General features: G+C 58.9%; 16 protein-coding genes and 1 pseudogene. 10 read left to right on the top strand and 7 right to left on the bottom strand.

What is annotated here, in order from left to right; all coding sequences use genetic code 11:
- The first annotated feature begins 81 nt into the window (after window positions 1-81).
- Window positions 82-1,347, top strand: a complete 1,266-nt coding sequence (locus RS901_RS01265; protein WP_316153370.1) for an IS256 family transposase — start codon at window positions 82-84, stop codon at window positions 1,345-1,347.
- On the opposite strand, the gene tnpC is transcribed toward RS901_RS01265, so the two are convergent.
- The 3 genes from tnpC to tnpA are packed head-to-tail and all read right to left on the bottom strand — an operon-like array spanning window position 1,289 to window position 3,424.
- Window positions 1,289-2,719, bottom strand: coding sequence for an IS66 family transposase (tnpC, locus tag RS901_RS01260; RefSeq protein WP_410054143.1), 1,431 nt, complete (start codon window positions 2,717-2,719; stop codon window positions 1,289-1,291). The genes RS901_RS01265 and tnpC overlap by 59 nt on opposite strands.
- A gap of 13 nt (window positions 2,720-2,732) precedes the next feature.
- On the bottom strand, window positions 2,733-3,110 hold the full coding sequence (tnpB, locus tag RS901_RS01255; protein ID WP_316151016.1) for an IS66 family insertion sequence element accessory protein TnpB: 378 nt from the start codon (window positions 3,108-3,110) through the stop codon (window positions 2,733-2,735).
- Window positions 3,110-3,424, bottom strand: coding sequence for an IS66 family insertion sequence element accessory protein TnpA (tnpA, locus tag RS901_RS01250; protein ID WP_316151014.1), 315 nt, complete (start codon window positions 3,422-3,424; stop codon window positions 3,110-3,112). Before tnpA ends, tnpB begins: the two co-directional genes overlap by 1 nt.
- An 82-nt stretch (window positions 3,425-3,506) precedes the next feature.
- On the opposite strand from tnpA, the pseudogene RS901_RS01245 reads away from it, so the two are divergent.
- A pseudogene (locus RS901_RS01245) lies at window positions 3,507-4,220 on the top strand (three-Cys-motif partner protein TcmP); the annotation flags it as partial.
- 613 nt (window positions 4,221-4,833) lie between these two features.
- Window positions 4,834-5,175, top strand: coding sequence for a hypothetical protein (locus RS901_RS01240; RefSeq protein ID WP_316151013.1), 342 nt, complete (start codon window positions 4,834-4,836; stop codon window positions 5,173-5,175).
- Between the two features lie 192 nt (window positions 5,176-5,367).
- On the opposite strand, the gene RS901_RS01235 is transcribed toward RS901_RS01240, so the two are convergent.
- Window positions 5,368-6,423, bottom strand: a complete 1,056-nt coding sequence (locus RS901_RS01235) for a hypothetical protein (protein ID WP_316151012.1) — start codon at window positions 6,421-6,423, stop codon at window positions 5,368-5,370.
- Window positions 6,424-6,938: 515 nt separating this feature from the next.
- On the opposite strand from RS901_RS01235, the gene RS901_RS01230 reads away from it, so the two are divergent.
- The 6 genes from RS901_RS01230 to RS901_RS01205 all read left to right on the top strand — a co-directional run bounded on the left by RS901_RS01230 (window position 6,939) and on the right by RS901_RS01205 (window position 12,761).
- Window positions 6,939-7,964 carry an IS1595 family transposase gene (locus RS901_RS01230; protein WP_316151011.1) on the top strand — a complete coding sequence of 342 codons (1,026 nt, stop codon included), beginning with the start codon at window positions 6,939-6,941 and terminating at the stop codon, window positions 7,962-7,964.
- A 389-nt stretch (window positions 7,965-8,353) separates the two neighbouring features.
- Window positions 8,354-8,632, top strand: coding sequence for a hypothetical protein (locus tag RS901_RS01225; protein ID WP_316151010.1), 279 nt, complete (start codon window positions 8,354-8,356; stop codon window positions 8,630-8,632).
- Window positions 8,633-8,802: 170 nt separating this feature from the next.
- Window positions 8,803-9,938 (top strand): IS3 family transposase gene (locus RS901_RS01220; RefSeq protein ID WP_316151009.1). Its coding sequence is split into 2 segments (ribosomal slippage): window positions 8,803-9,067 and window positions 9,067-9,938, totalling 1,137 coding nucleotides; the frame shifts between segments, so codons are not numbered across the junction.
- Window positions 9,939-10,231: 293 nt separating this feature from the next.
- Entirely contained in the window at window positions 10,232-10,573 is a 342-nt protein-coding gene (locus RS901_RS01215) for a plasmid mobilization protein (protein ID WP_410054142.1), read from the top strand.
- On the top strand, window positions 10,570-12,408 hold the full coding sequence (locus tag RS901_RS01210) for a relaxase/mobilization nuclease domain-containing protein (RefSeq protein WP_316151007.1): 1,839 nt from the start codon (window positions 10,570-10,572) through the stop codon (window positions 12,406-12,408). The genes RS901_RS01215 and RS901_RS01210 overlap by 4 nt, the downstream gene beginning before the upstream one ends.
- A gap of 14 nt (window positions 12,409-12,422) precedes the next feature.
- The gene (locus RS901_RS01205) at window positions 12,423-12,761 is read left to right on the top strand and encodes a hypothetical protein (protein ID WP_316151006.1); all 339 of its coding nucleotides are present in this window, start codon (window positions 12,423-12,425) and stop codon (window positions 12,759-12,761) included.
- 519 nt (window positions 12,762-13,280) lie between these two features.
- Here the strand turns inward: RS901_RS01205 and RS901_RS01200 are convergent.
- The 3 genes from RS901_RS01200 to RS901_RS01190 all read right to left on the bottom strand — a co-directional run bounded on the left by RS901_RS01200 (window position 13,281) and on the right by RS901_RS01190 (window position 16,034).
- Complete coding sequence (locus RS901_RS01200) at window positions 13,281-14,045, bottom strand: hypothetical protein (RefSeq protein ID WP_316151005.1); 765 nt, start codon at window positions 14,043-14,045, stop codon at window positions 13,281-13,283.
- Window positions 14,046-14,394: 349 nt separating this feature from the next.
- Window positions 14,395-15,273, bottom strand: coding sequence for a hypothetical protein (locus RS901_RS01195; protein ID WP_316151004.1), 879 nt, complete (start codon window positions 15,271-15,273; stop codon window positions 14,395-14,397).
- A complete protein-coding gene (locus RS901_RS01190; protein ID WP_316151003.1) occupies window positions 15,270-16,034 on the bottom strand; it encodes a hypothetical protein in 765 nt (254 codons plus the stop codon). The genes RS901_RS01195 and RS901_RS01190 overlap by 4 nt, the downstream gene beginning before the upstream one ends.
- 791 nt (window positions 16,035-16,825) lie before the next feature.
- Between RS901_RS01190 and RS901_RS01185 the strand changes: the two genes are divergently transcribed.
- Window positions 16,826-17,095: a hypothetical protein gene (locus tag RS901_RS01185; protein ID WP_316151001.1), complete on the top strand. Its 270-nt coding sequence runs from the start codon at window positions 16,826-16,828 to the stop codon at window positions 17,093-17,095.
- Window positions 17,096-17,230 lie beyond the last annotated feature (135 nt).

Genomic DNA, 17,230 nt, shown 5'->3' with positions numbered 1-17,230 from the left:
GCAGGGAGTTGAAGGCGGTGGAGGTTTCAACTGAGAATCTGATTGTCGAAGTCAGAAACCAGCACAAGGAAACGCTCCACCATGAGTAAGGATAAGGAAAAACAGGCTGTCGGTCTATCGGAAATCGGTCTGGGGCTCGACGAGCTGATCAGGCGCGGGGCCCGGCAGGTCATCCAGGAGGCGATCGAGTTGGAGCTTGGGGAATTGCTTGAGCGATTCGGTAACGTCAGGACGTTGCGTGGGCAGCGGGCTGTGGTGCGCAATGGCTACCTCCCGGAACGGGAGGTGCTGACGGCAGCCGGACCGATTGCGGTGAAGGTGCCCAAGGTGCGCGACCGGTCCGGGTCTGGCGTGAAATTCAACTCATCGATCGTGCCGCCGTATGTGAGGAAGTCGCCGCGGGTGAGCGCGGCGTTGCCTTGGCTGTATCTGAAGGGAATCTCGACAGGCGACATGAGCGAGGCGCTGTCGGTGCTGCTGGGTGAGGAAGCCAAGGGACTGTCGGCCAATGTGGTGAGTCGGCTGAAGGCGCAGTGGGCAGACGAGCATACGCGCTGGGGGCAACGAAGCCTGGCGCAGTCGCGCTACGTGTACTGGTGGGCCGACGGCATCCACACGGGTCTGCGTAGCGAGGGCTCGGATGGGCAATGCCTGCTGGTCATCATCGGGGTCACGCCGGAAGGCAAGAAGGAGCGCATTGCGATCGGTGACGGCTATCGGGAATCGAAGGATTCCTGGAAGGAAGTGCTGCTGGATCTGAAAGCGCGCGGTCTGCAAGCGGGCCCGCTGCTGGCGGTCGGCGATGGCGCGATGGGCTTCTGGGCGGCGCTCTCGGAAGTGTTCCCTGCCACGCTGCCTCAGCGTTGCTGGTTCCACAAGATGGGCAACGTCCTCAACGCGCTGCCGAAGTCGCAACAGGGGCGCGCCAAAGCGGATCTGCAGGCGATCTGGATGGCGGCTACCCGGGCGGATGCCTATGTGGCGTTTGACCGCTTTGCGACGATTTACGGTGCCAAATACCCCAAGGCTGTGGGTGTGCTCAGCAAGGATCGAGATAGTCTGCTGGCATTCTACGACTTCCCAGCCGAGCACTGGCAGCACATCCGAACCACGAATGCGATTGAGTCGACGTTCGCGACGGTGCGCCACCGTACGACGCGCACGCGCAACTGCGTGTCCCGAGCGACCTTCCTCGGCCTGGCGTTCAAGCTGATCGAGGAAGCGGAGAAGACCTGGCGTCGCATCAACGGCGCTGAACAGATCAAGCCGTTGCTGGAAGGCATTGCCTTCAAGGACGGCGAACCGGTAAAAGACGATCGACCGGCTCAGCAGAAACTCGCCGCTTGAAATCGACCGCCATCAAATGCCCATACACCACTCTTGACGTTAGCTCCCGTTCGAGGTGGTTGGTGTCGATCGGCACACCAGGATCGTCCAGGTAGACGGCGAGGCCCTCACGTCGCTCGCGGATGTAGTTCAGCGCTTTCGTGAACGGACTGCTGGGCAGGAAGCCTTGCGCCTCGAAGTATTGGTCGACCCATTTGAAGAAGCTTTCCGCCGCCGGCCTGGCGTAGGCTTGGCGCCAGGCGCGTTTGGCCGCACCGCGCAGGTCCTGCTTGCGGATATGTTCCTCCGCCGCGTACAGCGCCGCGATGTGCTCCAGCGCCTTTTCAGCGTGTGCCGGCTCGATGTCCTTTGCTTCGTACACCTCCCTGCGCGCGTGCGCCCAGCACTGCGCATGTGTCAGCCCGACCTGTTTGGCGTAACTGGCATAAGCGGCATAGCCGTCGCTGAGAAGCACGGCGTCGTCCGGCGGCGACAGCCCGAGCATGTCGCGCACATGCTGGCCGCAGCGGCCTGGCGAGTGCGTGAAGCAAATCTCGTCGCGCTCGCCGTAGATCGGCCAGAAATAGGTGGTCTTCATCTTGCCCGGGCTGGCCCGCCCGGCCTTGATCGGCACCTCGTCCATCGCCTTGACACGGCTATCCCGTATTGAATTGAGTTGCGCATCGTAGACCGGCTCCAGTAGCGCCACGGTCGATTGCATCAGTTGCGTCAGCCACGCACGGCTGACTTTGATCCCGGCATCGTCGAGCCGGCGGTGCTGCCGGTATAGCGGCAAGTGGTAGTCGAATTTGTCGATGACCATGCCAACGACGAAGCTGACGTCGGCGCGGCTGCCCTCGATCACCCCGACCGGCGCAGGCGGGCACGAGAGCGCTTGCGTGTCTTTTCGCTTGATCAGGGGGCGCACGTATTTGAGCACGACATAGCTGCCCGGGCGCTGCGCCAGGCGGTGCGTGATCTTTTCGCCTATCACCTCGTACTGCTCTGGATTGAGCAGTTCCATGTCCGGATTGGGCACGGCAATGATTTCCACCGGCACCCGCTTGTCGTCAAAGAACAAGCTCGATTCGTCAGCGCCATCGCCAGGCGGTTTCGCCTTACGCTCGTGGCCCGCCACCACCACCTTTTTGCCAGGCAACGGCGTGCCCGCAACGGCATCGAAACCGATACCAAGGATGCCTTGAACACCTTCTGGCTCAGGGTGACGCTTCTCGCTTTTCTGGCCGAAGATCTGGCGCTGGAACCAGGCCAGTTGGCGACGCAAATTGACGATCTCACGTTCCTGCTTGCCAACCAAATCGGCCAGTTGCGCAGGCGTCAGCGTGGGCGCGTCGGCAGGCGAAAACTGGGCGGTCTTGACATCGGATGGCATATGGAATTGTATTTCATGGGTCTACATTTGTGCTCACATCTTGCGGCGCCAACGCGGTATTTCTATAGCGCCGCCGCACGCGTTTCGGCTCTATTCCTTCGAGCAGAAGCTTCAGACCTGTCCAGTCCATTTCGCGCGTACTCACCGCGTTCCAGTCGGTCAGCAGGCGGCCCTGTTCGAGTCGTTTAGCCCAAACACACCAGCCGCTGCGGTCGAAGTACAGCACCTTAATTTGGTTGGCGCGCCGGTTGATGAAGGCGAACAGATTGCCCGACAGTGGGTCCTGCCGCATGGTGTGTTTGGCCAGCGCGTACAAGCCATCGTAAGACAGGCGCATGCTGACCGGCCGGCCGTAGACGAACACGCGGATTTGCCCTTCGGGGAAGAACATCAGCGCCTCAAGATGCTTAGCACCAGGCCTTGGCCCAAGTCGAGGCGAATTTCCAGCGCCGCACTGGTCGCCGCACACGGCATCATCGACTGCGTTTCAGACGCCAGCGGCATCACGCCGACATCGATGAAGTCAACTGCCGGCGTCGCGTCACCGACTTCGGCCAACAGCCTGCGCCAGCGGTAGAACGTCGCCGTCGAAACCGACTCCGCCTGGCAGAACGATTTGATCTGCTGACCGCTCGACGCAAACCGCGCCAGCCGTTGGCGCCATTCCACTTCCTTATCCGATTGCTTTACGACCATCCCATTCATGACCCATCTCCATCGTTTTGAACATGAAGGAGATTGTGCCGACGAGGACGCCGGTCCGACATAACGCCGCTGGCTTACCGCTTACTCTTGGGCGGCACGGCAGAAATTCACCAGTCAGCGGACTTATATCGATCTGTTTGCGGGGACGGGCAGGGTCAACATCAAGCACACTCAGACTTTTCAGGATGGTGGCCCCATTGCAGCCTGGCGGATCGCGCAGCAAAAGCGCGGAGCTTTCTCGGATTTCTTCATCGCGGACGCCAATCCCGACTACCTTGCTGCCTGCGACGCGCGCTTGCGCAAGCTCGGCGCGCCTGTCAAATCCAAGGTCGGGCACGCCGATGTCACTGTCGACTGGATCATGCCGCACCTCGCTAAGAGTGGGTTTCATCTGGCGCTGCTTGATCCCTTTAATGCCGGGCACCTGCATTTCTCCATTATCGAGAAGCTGGCGAAGCTGCGCTCCATCGACATCGTCGTCCACCTCAGCATCGGGGACATCCAGCGCAACATCGCATCCGGTCTCCAGGCACAGCGATCGCCGTTGGATAACTTTGCGCCGGGGTGGCGCGATGTCGTCAGCGGCCAGAGCGCCAAACAGGCAATGCGGCACACATTCGTTCGGCATTGGACCCGCCTTGTCGAGCAGACCGGACTGCAGGTCTGCGACACGATGTACCCGGTCCGCAACAGCAAGGAGTCGACCATGTACTGGCTGTGTCTGTTATCACGGCACCCGCTGGCCGAGAAGCTGTGGCGAGACGCGTGTCAGTTGGAGTCACGCAGGCTGTTCTAGTGTATGCCGTGCGCGATTTCCCTGGCACCTCCGAGAACGGAAAGTCCGGACCTGTGACTTTGCACGAGTCAGCGTCAGTTTATAGCTGTACAACGGACATTTGCCGACAGACGGGTACCCACCCAACTGCGTTCGCCCATAAGGATCGAGGTCGTGTGACCCAGGCGCCGGCAGTTTCCCGGGTCACTGTGACCGAACGTTGTATGTCTCTTGTGCAAATCTGGGTCACATTGACTCCATTCACACCAGACGACTTACTGTACTTGAGTCACAGTGGCACTGTAGAAGATCGCCAGGCGTAAGCCCATGAGCCCCAAACTATCCCTCTGTATCGTATTTCGTATCGTATCGTTCACAATACGATACGAAAGCCCCCAAGTTTACGTTCAACCAATAATCCTCCTCGGCGAGCTCCGATTTGAGGGCTGACCCTTGATTTCTTCTGGACCGCATCGACAAAACTCCCATGCGGATGGGGCAAGAACTCCATCGGGAATGGTGCAACTTTGAGCTTTTTCCAAAATTAGGCCAAGTTTTGACCCCCGGTTTGGTCTTTTGGGCCAGCACGGGGTAAATTGCCTTTCCATCCCGATGGATCTTCGGAGCCAACACCATGCCGATCAACGCTCATGAGCAGTTCCTTTACCTCAGCGTAGCCATTGCTACGGAGCCGAGAATGGCAGCCCGCATGTGGCAGGGAGTTTATAGCGCCTATCTGGACAAATATTTGGTGGCCGAACTTCCGCGGCCATCGCAGGCGAAAGCTGCCCTGTGTCTCCTATACGAGCGATACCCGGAATGTAAGTCAGAGGCGTTCGACATCCGCATTTTCGACGACGCGAACAATGAGATCTACCCAGACTTCGCATGGGAGCCGGAGCCTGGTCAATTCCTCGGCGTAGTAGAGCGCGTGAACGAGAAGCCTGACCACACGCCGCTCTGTCTGGCTGATTGATCGTTCTCCAATCAAACGGTGCCGGACGGGAGGGGCGCCCTGGACGATGCTACGTGAATGCAGGTGAGCCCGCTAATTTGCCGAATGCATGAGCTTGGCACTGACAACCGACCAGTCGTGACTTGTCATCGGGATCAGTTGCACGACGGGCTGTGGTCCAAATAGCAAGATGGCCGCAACTGAGCGTCGCTGTTAGCGTGAGCTGGCAGCCCGCCAGTATTCGGGTGCGAGGAAGCGATCGAGATTGGACGATGTGTACTCTGGCAGCACGTTCAATCGGAAATCGTCACGTTCCTCGGTTACCCACTTGTCGCGCAGCGAGCCGTAATCCTCTGGATGCCAAATTGCACCATTCCGCCAAGACGTGAAGGCGGTTACCGGCAAGCATTTATCGTGATCGAGCTGATCAAAGATGTCGGCGGGCAGTTCAAGCCCCGCACATGACAGTCCGGGAATGTGGTGTGCCATCGCTTGATCGCAAAAAGTCATCAGCAGCTTGAGCTGCTGGCGGCAGCGCTCATAGTTCCAACGCTCGAAGGCCCATTTCTCATAGGTCGTGTAGGAGACCTGGTCAGCTGTCTTGCGGTAAATGCGTAAGACAACGCCGACCGGTTCACGGTCGGAGTTTGCATCGCCGCCGGCAAGCGCGGCAGCAAAGTCTGCCCCAGCGCGCCGGACAAATAGCACATCGACCCGATTGCCTGCCAGTACGAGGCTACTGAGTCGGCGGATAGCGTTTGGTACGTACTTGTACCAGTTGAATTTGTCCTCAGCCGGAAACGGTGAGGTGCCTTTGAGCCAATCCGCGCGGATACCCATTGTTTCGGCTAGCCAAGCAATTACGGATGGTCGCAGAAGGTCAAGCAGCCGGTCTGGCTGCGTCAGTGACGACGGGGTGAAGCCAGACCGTTCCAGGATAGATGGGATCTCGATCAGATCAATGCGGTGTTCCTTGAACAGTAGGAAGAAGCGTTCTTGGATCGTCCTGGCGGCATGCGCCGGGTCGTGGTAAGGCTCGTCAGCTACAGATGCTTCGGCAAGACCAGTCAGCGCCATTGTGATTGCGGCTTGAAACGAAATGCCACCGAGTGCCTCGGCCTGAGCTTCATAGAAGCGGCGGACGTGAGGGGGCAATCTGATGGAGGTCGGTGTTATCGGTTCGTTCTGTTGAGCGGGGGTCTTGCGCGCCAAGACTACACCGCGGCTAAAAAGGGTGTACAGCAACTGCCCGAATGTTGGTTGTGACATGTTTCTACTCTTGATGTGCTGTTGTCTCGAACGCGTTCGTCTCGATGAGCACGAACTCAAAAAGGCTACACGTAGTCAAAATGAATATCAAGAGGGTGCGATCAGCTCAATAGGTAAGGGCTATCGGCTAGAGTCAACTTCGGGAGGATCTGCGATGCGCTAGGCGGCGTCCTCCTGAACTGAGATCGCCAGCACGCCAGAGAGGGGGGATTCAAGGCCGCCTTGGACGGCTTTCTTGGGGCTGTCCCCCACCTACTTTGGTAGTGCATTTGGTTAGCGCACTAGGGCTGCTGTGGGCAAGTGTGGGCAACCTCGTGGGCAGGCAGGGGCGACCCCTGCGGTTGCCCCTGCCTGTCCATCAGGTTGTCCACGCGGGCCGCCGCTCCACGGCGGCTGTCCACAGCTTGATGTGCCAAAGACGTATCGCTTGCCTTTGTTTGTCTCGTGCTTATCCGGTTGTCTCCCAAGCCCCCTACCGATAGTATGTTGGGCATCTGTGCCAACCCGGGGCAACCATGGTTATTGACGTGCTTGACCGAGGCGATCTGCCGTTTCCGGGCTCGCTGCCGGAGTTTCAGCGGATGTTTCCAGACGAAGCGGCATGCATGGCCTACCTTGAGCGCGCTCGATGGAGCGATGGGTTCATTTGTGGCCACTGTGGCTTGATTGATGAGCCGTACCGCTTTGCCAATCGCCCCGGCGTTTTCCGTTGTCGCCATTGCACACGCGACACGAGCCTCACTGCTGGCACCGTCATGGAGCGCACGCACACACCGCTGTCGGTTTGGTTCTGGGCGGCGTATCTGGTCGCCAGTCAGACGCCTGGCATGTCGGCCGTTCAGTTCCAGCGCCAACTCGGCCTGTCGCGTTACGAGACCGCCTTCCAGATACTCCACAAGTTGCGCGCCGGCATGGTGCGCCCCGACCAGGATCGGATCGGTGGCAAGCCTGAGGAACACGTCGAGGCCGATGAGGCCTACGTCGGTGGGCGTACTCGCGGCAAAGGCAGGGGCGTGCACGACATGGTTCTTGTGGCCGGCGCTGTCGAGGTTCGGCAACGCAAGCTTGCCGGCAGCCGCAACAAACGCAAGAGCGCACGGTATGCCGGACGAGTTCGGCTCGCTCTGGTTCCTGACCGAAGTGCCCGGTCGCTGGACGGATTCATCGAGCGTACCGTTGCATCCGGCGCAACCATCATCACCGACGACTGGAGCGGTTATGCCAAGCTGGGCGAGCGCGGCTATGGCCATATCGCCATCGCGCAGCGCGGTGACATGCAAGTGGCCGAAACCTTCCTGCCGATCATTCACCTTGTGTTCTCCAATCTCAAGACCTGGCTGCGCGGTATTCATCACGGTGTCAGCCCGCAGCACCTACAAGCCTATCTCAACGAATTCACTTTCCGCTTCAACCGCCGTTTCTATCCCTTCAACGCGTTTCGCTCCCTGCTCGGCATCGCTGGTGACGTCACCGCGCCGACCTATGCCGAGCTCTATGCCAAAAAATCGCTACCCACTACATCTAGTAGGTCTGGGAGCTAACCGGATAAGCACGGTTTGTCTGTTGTTCTTTTAAAGAACAAACAACAACAAACTGTTTACGTGGCGGTAAATATATGATCGGTAAGGTTTATTTCGATTGGAGGTTAATGTTTATGGGGTGAGAGTAACGTTTATGGGGTGTAAAGTGAATGTCTATGGGGCGTAAGGTGAATGTTTATGGGGGGCTGGATTGAGTCCGCGCTCTTCCGTATCTCGCCCCATAGACATTCACTTTTGATGCAAAGGTGAATGTCTATGGGGTGTAAGACGCTTCAAAGGTGAATGTTTATGGGGATGTTATCCACAGGGCCCAACAAAAAATGCATGGCTTTGCGCTAATTATCTAGGCCAATTAACGCATATGTTAATTAGCGAGCTATGGAGGCGTCATGCAAGCCAAGGAATCTCGCACTGACGTTGGACTCATAAACTCAAAAAAAAACAAAGATTTAGCAAAAAATGAGATTCGATCAACTATCGCAGATCGCTTGCCTTCCAGATGCATAGTGTGTCGAACTATGGGTCTTGGATGGGATGTTGAAGAAAAACAACACATAAGAAAAAAGATCCGAATTCTCCTACCAGGTGATCCAAGCACGCACCTGCGCTCGCCAATGAAAATCGAGGTCAAGGTGACCCAGGTGCCGGCGTTTTCTGCGCCACAGTGACCCAATATTGCCATCTTTTTGCGCAATCCAGGGTCACATTGACGCGGCAGGTCCATCTATCACGGGCGTATAGGGTCACAGAGAGGTGGCGCCGGGAATTCGGACAGTCGGATAAGTGGAAGAGCTGGGGCCTGAGTCGGCCATAATGGCTGGCAGAAAGGACCCAGAAGATGACGAAACGAAGCAGGCGCACCCACTCGGCCGCCTTCAAAGCGAAGGTCGCGCTGGCGGCGCTCAAGGGCGACAAGACGCTGGCAGAGCTGGCCCAGCAGTACGACGTGCATCCCAGCCAGATTACGGACTGGAAGCAGCAGTTGGTCGAACACGCGGTCGAGTTATTCGGTGGCGGCAAGACGGTGGCAAGCGAGCCACCAGTGGACCTGAAGGCGCTGCACGCCAAGATCGGCCAGTTGACACTGGAGAATGATTTTTTGGAAGGCGCGCTCAGCAAAGCGGGGTTGCTGAGCGGAAAGCGATGATCGACCGCATGCACGCATTGCCGGTGAGCCGGCAGGTCAAGTTGGTGGGCATCGCCCGGTCGAGCGCGTATTACAAGCCGAAGCCGGTCAGCGAGGCAGATCTGAAGCTGATGCGCCGAATCGATGAACTGCACCTGGAGCATCCGTTTGCGGGCGCACGCATGCTGGCCCGCCTGTTGCGTCGGGAGGGCATTCAGGTCGGCCGCCGGCACGTGAGTACGCTGATGAAGCGCATGGGCATCGAGGCGCTATACCGCCGGCCGAACACAAGCCGCAAGCACGCAGCGCACAAGATCTGGCCGTACCTGCTGCGCGACCGCAAGATCGATCGAGCCAACCAGGTGTGGGCACTGGACACGACCTACATCCCGATGGCGCGGGGCTTCGTGTACCTAACGGCGGTGGTGGACTGGGCCAGCCGCAAAGTACTGGCCCACCGGGTGGCGATCACGCTGGGGAGCTGCCATGCAGTCGAGGCGCTGGAAGAGGCCTTCGCGAAATACGGCAAGCCGGAGATCGTCAACACCGACCAGGGTAGCCAGTTCACTGCGGCCGACTTCACCGATACTGTGCTCAGCCGCGGCATTGATCTGTCGATGGACGGCAAAGGCAGTTGGCGCGACAACGTGTTCGTCGAGCGCCTGTGGCGCAGCGTCAAATACGAGGAGGTCTACCTGAAAGCCTACGACTCGGTCAGCCACGCGCGGCGCTCGATTGCCGCCTACCTGACCTGGTATAACCAAAATCGGCCCCATTCGAGTCTGGAAGACCAGACCCCGGATGAGGCATACTTCGCGACACTGCCTGCAATCCCATTGGCAGCATAACCACCGCCCCAGCGCTTCCACTTAAAAATCCCGGATCCCTGTCCGAACAAACGAAGCCACCTCTCAGTGACTCAAATGGCCGTGGCCTTGATAACGAATAGGGTCAATGTGACCCACCTTGTCATATTTTTCCGCCCAATCCTATATTGCCAACATAGTTTTGGTGAGCAGCGAGGTATAACTCCGTATTACACGTGCTAGCACGTGTAATACGGAGTTACCTCGCCCTGCGGGGCTGGGTGGGACGCTTCGCTCCCCCACCTTTGGTATCTGTAGATCTGACGAGTGATGCGATGGCCGATGTCCCGAAGAGTGGTTTCCGAAATGTAGTTGCCATCCGGCTAAGCCAGGGGGAGCGCACGCTCGTGGAAAGGCGTGCGGCAGAGGTTGGCCTACCGATGGCAACCTTCATCCGCCAGGCAGCGCTCGGCGTTGTTGTGCCGGCGAGGCCGGAGATCCCAGCAGTCAATCGGGAGGCATATCTTGAACTGGCGCGAGTTGGCAGTAACCTGAACCAGGTCGCTCACCACCTAAATGCCGGCACCGCAACCGGAGTTGATGAAAGTATCGTCCGACGGCTGGCCGCTGTTACCAGAACGCTGGCACGACAAGTCTTGGGCGAAGAGCAGCAGTGAAAGCCAAAGTGAGTCGAGGCAGCGGGTTCCGCGGCTTACTAGCCTATGTTTTTGGGGCTGGCGAGAAGGGAAAGCGCGACCGAGCCTCAATGGTCGGCGGCAATATGGCAGGCACGAACCCCCGCGGCCTGGCGGCCGAGTTTGCCATTTGCCGCCGCCTCAGGCCTCAAGTAAAGAATCCCGTCTGGCATTGCTCGTTAGCATTACCAAAGGAGGAGCGACTTGATAGCAGTGCTTGGCAGCGAGTCTGCGCGCGTCACCTGCAGCTTATGGGGATCGATACCGACAATCACATGTGGGTGGCGGTGCGGCACGATGATACCGATTATGACCACGTGCACATCATCGCTAGTCGGATCGGTCTCGATGGAACGCTATGGCATGGCCGCAACGACGTGAAGACTGCAATTGAGTCGACACAGGCCCTGGAGCATGAGTTTGGGCTGCGGCTGACGCCGGGGCTGGATAGCGAGCCCGACCATCCGAAGAAGCTTCGTGGCGAGGCAGCGAAGACGAAGCGTACGGGCAAGGCCTCTGTTAAAGAGCGGATGCAAACAATCCTGAACAAAGCCATGCAGGCAGGTAGCTTTGAGACCTTCGTCCAAAGCTGCCAGGTAGGAGGTTTGGAGCTACTGCCGAACATTGCCAGTACCGGGCGGATGAATGGGTTCTCCTTCCGCCTTGATGGCGCAGTCATGAAGGCCTCGGATCTCGGGTCGAAATACAAATGGGTGAAGCTAGCCACGAAAATCGGCTTTGATTCGGCCCGACACATGGCACTTATTCAGCAACTGGCCGCCTTGGCGAAGGCACGAGGAGAAGCCGAGCCCGCAGCGATCTTGCGGGCGGTGAACGTGGCCGAAGCCGAGCGACCCACGCGCCGGAACCGCACGATCGACCTACTGTTTATCCGGCTCGGCGGTGGCACCTACGCCTGGAAAAAGAGCCAGACAGCGGCTTTCCACGACCTAGGTGACCGGATACGGTTTGATCGTACGCCCGAAACGGCGGTGAAGGCGGCGTTGCAACTCGCGCGCGAGAAGGGCTGGAATGAAGTGGCGGCCGCCGGCTCGATCGACTTCCGGCGGCGCGCGTGGTTGCAAGGTCACCTACTGGGCATTAAGGTGGTCGGCTACGAGCCGTCGAGGGATGATATGGTCGCGCTCGCAGAGCATCGCCGTGACGGGGCCGTCCGGATTGCATCCAATCAGGTTGATCCGTTGATTCGTCAGATCCTGATCCTCAAAGTTGAAGCCGAAGCCAACTTGGCAAAGCACTGGGCAATGTATGGCAAGATCCCGGCCGCTGAGATCGAGGAAGACACTGTTCGACTTGACCAGTATCAGTTCGCAGAACGTCATGCGGATGATCAGTATCGAGAAGCCAAGCTGCAGGCCTCTGCAAGTCGAGCCACATTGCGGAAAACTCGACCAACCGGGCTTTGGGCAAAGCTTCGTAGCGGCACGGTTGCGCAAGCTAGATCGGAGAATGCCCAAGACTGGGCGACCTATCTCACGAACTGCCACCGTGTAATCTCTAGTGCTACTAGCTACCGTCTGAAGCTCGCGTTGGAAGTGGAAGATTTGGCATTCTGGCTACGCGAGCTCCAGGCAGGGCGAATGCCGGTAGAGCTGCAAGATGCTATTGATGGCAAAATCCAGGCAAAGCCGCACGCGGCAGCGGTAGCTATCGCGTTGCCACGCAAGCGGGCCATGGACCCGGTGAATACAGGCGACATTGGTCGTCGCGAGACCGATGGTCGTGCCCACTGGTCAGCCTCAGGGGTGGAGCATCTTGGGATTTCTGAGGTGGACCTTCCCGGGAACCGGGTTTAGACAGTGAGAGAGAAATGAGCAACTATTCGAATGGTATGTCCGCTGGTATGGCAGCTCGAAACGCCGCGGTCCGGGAAGGGCGTGCAGCCGTTGCTGAGTGGGAAGCGCATTCTCAAAAGCTGCAAAGCCGGCTATCCGCCGCCTTGAGTGCTGAACTAGATGAGCATGTTGAACGGAAGGTTAGTGTCGACTACGTTCGTGCACTCAGAAGAGCGTTGGGAGAATTGGCTCCAAACCACCCTTTGCTGCGGGAGGAGGTGGCGACTGCACTACTCGAAGAATCGCGAACCAAGGCCTACGCCGAGCGCGGTTACGCCTACGACCGAAAGTCGGGGTTGCTGAGAAAGGCCTAGCGACGGTGCTGCCCGGCCAAAGCCCTAGTGGTGGGCTGATGTCTTTGGGCTAACGGCCGCTTCTCAGCAAACGGAATACCCACTTTGGGTCCGGAAGACGTCGTTTTCGACAGCGCCCCCTGTTGCATTTCGAGATCGCAGTCGTCAAGGCCCAAGAGAAGCCACAGCCCGCTAGAAGTCATGGCAAATTGAATGCAATTCACCTTTGCAATTGCTCGAGTCCGGTATGTGCCGAACTTCGGCCGTTCTCCAAGGGAAGCACGAGCGTCCGAGAAGGGTCGGCTACAGTCCGTCGCCGCCAGTTGTCCGGGCTGCCGGGTCGATCGGGCACTTCCCGGCCAGTTACTGCCGCCCGACAAGGAAAATACACGGTCATTCGAGCGGCCGCTCCGGTCGATCAGTGGACTTGCATGCTCGCACAGTGTTCGGGCTGTCTCGGGGCTGTAGGCGGTCGAATATTCGATCTACTTTCGCTGACGTTCAGTCACGTCGTTATTCCGGCGGCCGCCATGTTCGTGACTACCACCCCATCAGGTCGTAGATGGCGGCGGCCTGGACGATGTAGAGCAGGTCGAACTCTCGCGAGTATTCGTAGACGATTCCAGCGAAGCTGTGACTGATGATGCCTGCCTCGCTTTCGTGAATCCGCAGGACCGGGCACCCGCTGATGCCGCCGATCGTTGCCGGCTCTGGCTCGTATCCTTGCCGAACCCATTCCGCGCGCTCGAATTGACAGACCAGATAGTCGTCCCGCGACGTCGTCACCGGTGTCGCGCCGCAGCTGTAGCTTCCGAAGTTGAATTCCGCCACGCTAGGCTGAAGGCGAAGATCGCCAGGAAATCCGCCAAAGGCAATTCCCGTCCCCTCGGGCACGAGCTCCGGGCGCGCATCCTCGATCTTCAGGAATGCTTCGCCAATGCCGTTGGAATCGCTGGTAATCTCGGCGGCCTGCGCTGCCGATAGCCGGATCACCGCGACGTCTGGCCTGTCACGTTCCCCGGCCAACTGCGCGAGCGGATCGAGCCGGCAATTCCCGACTTGGAAGAAGGCCTGTTCGGATTCCGCGCGCTTCTGGCGGAACCCATCGAGGACGTGATGACACGTTATCGCGAAGTGCGTTTCGCCACGGCGAATCAGGGAAGCCGATCCGTTGTTCACGGTCAGCGGCTCGCCGCGGCGCGGCAAGATTCCGAAAAATGCTGGCTTTGTAAAGCGCAGCGGAAAACGCACGAGTTCAAGTCCGAACGGACCAGCGAGCAGTGCTCTTGCTTCGTCTGGCGTCATTTTGGATGCCCCAGCGGGTGGATCGCGAACCCACATAATTAGCAAGTTCCTCGCGATCCGTAAAGAGGCCAAAATTCGGATCAGTTCGCGTCCTTGGCGCCGTATTTAGTGTCGCCGAGGTGCGGAGACTCACATCAACGGTGTTTAACCTAACTGGTTTGGAACGTGTGTCGATGGTCCGTCGTCGTTCCTGCAGAAGCAAACGGCCCGCATACCCAGAACCGGCCGTTGAGGTCGCGCCGCATCTGGAGGCCGCTCAGGGTCGATGACAGTCGTCGCCGCAGCCCATGGCGCACCACCTATGGCACCGGAAATTCGCGCTGAATCGTGGAAAGGCAGGCGCAAGCCCTTACTTGAACTGCACCGTCGACTTCCAGGCACCGGTGATGCCGTCCTTGTTGGCTACGAAAGCAGCGGGCGTGAGCACGAACGAATAGACACGCTCACCACCCCCCGGTAGCTCGAACTTCCCCTCTTTGCTGATGAGTAGTGGGAACGACCCGCTGGCAATCGGCGACTGGGGCAGATCGAATCCCATCGGCTGACCGAGCGTGGTTATTGGCTTTATTTCAATCTCTGCCGTAACCTTCACCTCCTTTGGGCTGACGAAACTTGCCTTATAGTCGATGGAACGGCCGTCGGCAGAGCGCGCGAATGCCAACAGCAACTGAAGGTCGAGTGTCTTTTTGAAGTCGACGCCAATGGACGAACCCACTCCGCCACCAGAAGGGCAGTAGCTGCCAAAGGGGTAGTAGATTCGGTGCCCCTTGAACTGGAACTTCACCTGCACGTGGCCATCGATGTTGACGCGGCTGCCGAGGGCGATCGCTCCATCATCTCGTATGGAGGCCGCCACATTGGACAGGGCAGCTTTTACGTTCAGGCTGTCGCTTTCATCAAGCTTGACATAGCTGCCGCACCACGCCCCACCGTTGTACCAAAGGTTGCCATTGCGGCCGGTCGACCGCACGGTGATGAGGCGCGCGGCCGGTGGCCTGGCGTTAATTTCCGCCACGGACTCAACCAATGGCGTGAGCGAGGCGAAGACCCGCAGATCGGCTCCGGTGACCGTGAGCGGCGCTACTAGCGGCGCGACCTCCGCCCGGAGCTTCACGAGTTCGGCCTCCTTGGCGGCCACTTCATCTACCACCCCGGCGGCCAACGCAGATCCAGACGCGGTCATTGCCGCTGCGATCGAAAAGGCGATACGTGCGCTCTTCATCTTCATGCCTCCGAATCCACATTGACCTTGCCGTAGACGTGAATCCCGTCAGGCAGAACGACGACCTTGTTGACCGCAGCCTTTCCCTTCAGCGAGAGGTCCGGCGTGGAAATCACACCGAGAACACCGGTGAACTGGATGGGCGTTTCCTTGGCAGGCACATTGAGCGGAATGTCGGTCTCCACGGGCACGCGGATAACGCCGGCGGTTCGAAGCTCATTGTTCACCTTCACTTGCATCAGGTCGCGCACGAAACCGCTGAGGCGAAAGTCCAGGAAGGCCCACTTGGCGCTAGGCACCATACTGTCGACGTGTACCTTAAGCTCCAGCTGCGAAGATTTGCCTGCCGCTCCGGCCACTATGGTCGGCATCAGTCGAGCGACACCCACGAGAGCGAGCTCAGCGTCCAGCCCCTTCTTCTTGCCAGTGGCTTCGATCCTGAGCAGCGGGTAGCCCATCTTGAAGTCCGTCCGGATCGACTTGACGGTGACCGTCGCGCCCTCAACGTGGGGCACGGGCACGTCCACACCATCAGCACCCTTGAGGATGCCGTTGATCAGATCGGCGGACAGAAAGACACTGACCGCTCCTGGGCCAGTCAGTGACGGTACGCCGGTGGCCACCGTTGCCTTGAGATCCTTGAGCGCGGCCTCTTCGGCCTTCAAGACCTCAAGGCGCTGCGTCAGCAGTTCTTGATCGGTATCGCACCCTGCAAGAACTAGGGCAAAAGGCAGCGCGACGGCTGCAGCGAGTCGTGTTACGCGCATGAGTCCCTCCTGGTTAGGGCTCAAATGTTACAGGATGTTTCAGAAAATTTTTCAAAAGTTTTTGTTGGACCACTTGTAACGGCACTCCAAGTCGGGCGGCAATGTCGGCGGCAGAGCAACCGCTCAATAAGATGGCGCCGCGCCGCTGAACGCGGCAGCAAGAGTTCGTGTGCGAATCGGTCCATGCGGAGCCGGCGTTCCCATAGTCAAACACGCGTTTTATGCCGACCGGCGCATCCTCGGCCGAGCGGTCCGGCTCGACTTCCTCCCCTCACTACGTACTGAGCCCCGCCTTCCAAGACGAAATGTCTCAGTTCATCGGCGATCAGGAAGGCGCGGTCGAGACACCGCTGCAGCGAGCTTGATCCATGCAACGAAGTCAACGAACGCAGCGAAGCGTGCCAATGCTGGCCGAGCCACATCTGGGGCGATACAGACTCGCGGATGGCCCGTTTGGCCCCAGAAGCTGCCGTAGACGGGGTGCTGCGCAAATGGCGCTTGAGGGTCGTCTCCTGCCTGCTGGCGCCGGTGTATCGGAGTTCCCGGTCGTTCAGGCGCTTGTCGGCCCGGAACGGCCATCCCGGCTACAGCGAAGTGCCGAGGCAGATCAAACCGGCTGTTTTTAGATTGCGGCGGGCTGGCGCGATGCCCGCCTACCTCAAGCCGCATTGCTAGCCGCCGATATTAGTTCAGGCCACTCAGGCCAAGCACCATCGCCGGTGAGGTGCAAACGAAATCCAAGGGCGCGGGCGCTGCGCCGGCGCCGCCCGTGCACCGAACTCGAGGACCAAATGGACTACCAACCGAACAACACCTATCAAGTGTCCGCAGGCGGGCACTATCTAACCGTCAATGCAAAATCCGAAACGAAGATCGTCCCATCCTCCGATATTCGGGCGATTCGAGTCGCGCATGCCGCTGGCGTCAAGGATCATTGGTGGGAGGTTGTGATCGATACCTCGTTGCCCAAGCCCACTGTGGTGAAGGCATTTGGGGAACACGAACGCGATGAGGCCGATAACGACGCCGCGTATCTGGCGTCTCGCCTGTTCGCCAAATAAGTCGCCATCATGGGGCGGACCCTGTGAAACGGTAGCCTGCCGCACAGGATGCAGATTCCAGCGTGCCGCACCTAGCGACAGGGGGAATGCCAACCGCAATTCTTCAATGAGGATGTTGCCAACATCATCGGACTG

Origin of the sequence: Cupriavidus sp. BIC8F, assembly GCF_032465815.1 — a bacterium.
Lineage (GTDB): Bacteria > Pseudomonadota > Gammaproteobacteria > Burkholderiales > Burkholderiaceae > Cupriavidus > Cupriavidus necator.
This window is presented reverse-complemented; position numbering and strand designations above follow the sequence as displayed.